The 1,768-nt window shown below is 54.4% G+C and carries 1 protein-coding gene and 1 pseudogene (1 of these 2 cut by a window edge); both read left to right on the forward strand.

Annotated elements, in window-relative coordinates; all coding sequences use genetic code 11:
• Positions 1-995, forward strand: a pseudogene (locus QVP67_RS05220) (iron-containing alcohol dehydrogenase) (it extends 206 nt beyond the left edge of the window).
• Positions 996-1,007: 12 nt separating this feature from the next.
• Positions 1,008-1,448 (forward strand): DUF6078 family protein, encoded by a 441-nt coding sequence (locus QVP67_RS05225; RefSeq protein WP_022162506.1) that lies wholly within the window; start codon positions 1,008-1,010, stop codon positions 1,446-1,448.
• The last annotated feature ends 320 nt before the right edge of the window (positions 1,449-1,768 follow it).

Below are 1,768 nucleotides of genomic sequence, written 5' to 3' on the forward strand. Positions count from 1 at the left end.
GTGTAGCCTATTGCGAACTGGGAGGCGTACAGCCCAATCCTACCGAACCCAAAGTGTACGAAGGCATCCGCCTTTGTCGCGAACAGGGAGTGGACATGCTGCTTGCCGTAGGCGGCGGTTCGGTGATTGATACAGCCAAGTCCATTGCAGTAGGTGCGCTTTACGAGGGTGACTTTTGGGATTTCTACATCGGCAAGGCCAGCATCACCAAGGCTTTGAAGGTGGGCGTGGTCCTCACCATTCCTGCTGCCGGAAGCGAAGGCTCGGGCAATGCGGTCATCACCCATTCGGTTACCCTGCAGAAGCTGGGCATACGTGCCCCCGAAGTGCTTCGTCCGGTGTTTGCCGTTATGAATCCCGAGCTGACCTATACACTGCCTGCTTATCAGACAGCCAGTGGCATTGCCGACATGATGGTGCACATCATGGAGCGTTACTTCACCAATACCGAAGGTGTTGAGGTGAGCGACCGCCTGTGCGAAGGCACCCTGGTGGCCATCATCAAGGAAGCTTATCGGCTGAAAGCCAATCCGAACGATTACGATGCGCGCGCCAACATCATGTGGTGTGGCACCATCGCCCACAACGGTACGTGCGGAGTGGGACGCGAGGAAGACTGGGCTTCGCACTTCCTGGAGCACGAAGTCAGTGCCCTTTACGATGTCACTCACGGTGCCGGTCTGGCAGTGATCGTACCTGCCTGGATGGCTTTTGTGGCCGAACGCAACCCGAAGAAGGTGGTTCAGTTTGCCCACCGCGTATTTGGTGTGCCCCAGTCGGACGATTTGCTGGAGATGGCGTTGAGCGGCGTGTCGCAGCTGAAGTTCTTCTTTCGTTATATCGGACTGCCCGTCAGCTTCAAGGAACTGGGCATCGAACAGCCCGACATTGATACGCTGGTGGCCAATCTGCACCGCAACAAAGGCCTCACTGTAGGTAGTTATGTGAAGCTGACTTCGGCCGATACGGAAGAAATCTATCGCATGGCCTTATAAAAAAGGAAGATTATGAGCGACGATTCTTTCGACTATACCAAAGTGCCTCATGGCTTTCTGCATTGCGGCGCTTCGCACTGTGCCAAGTCGGCGACGTGTTTGCGCCATTTGGCCTATTGTCACCTGCCGTCGCGGTTGGAGTCCTTCCGGATGCTGAACCCTTGCCGGACGGTCGAGGGCGAAGCAGCGTGCAAGTACTTTTTGCCCGACGAGCCCGTGCGCTATGCCCGTGGCTTTATGCGTACGGTGAAGGCGTTGACATTGGGCGTGGCAGGAACTTTCCGCAACCGTGCCATCAGTTGCCTGGGACGGAAAAACTATTACCTGACTCGCCGCGGAGAACGTCTGCTGTCTCCGTCGGAGCAACAGCAGATTGTACACATTGCCCGTTCGCTGGGTGTGGAGCTTGACGAGTATTTCGACGATTATGTCTTCGAACACCGTTGGGCGTAGATGCTTATCCGTTTCGCCCGATAATGGTCGATTTTATATTCAGGTTAAGTCTTTGTAAATCAGATAACGGCAGTTTCCTCCTGTTTCTATAAGAGGAAACTGCCGTTTCCTTATTAGGGAACGGCAGTTTCCTACTGAGGGAATTCCCGTTCCCTTTAATGGTTACGGCCGTTTCCACAGGAGGGAACGGAGCGGATAAGCAATGTGGGCGAAGAGGGGAGTGAATATCGCAGGTAGATAATACGTAATTGGAAAATGACGATGGGCAGCGACGCTGGCAAACATAGAAAAGCGGCTATGCCTTTGGGAGAGCATAGCCG

This window comes from Bacteroides sp. CAG:633 (assembly GCF_000435115.1).
GTDB classification, from domain to species: domain Bacteria; phylum Bacteroidota; class Bacteroidia; order Bacteroidales; family Bacteroidaceae; genus Bacteroides; species Bacteroides ndongoniae.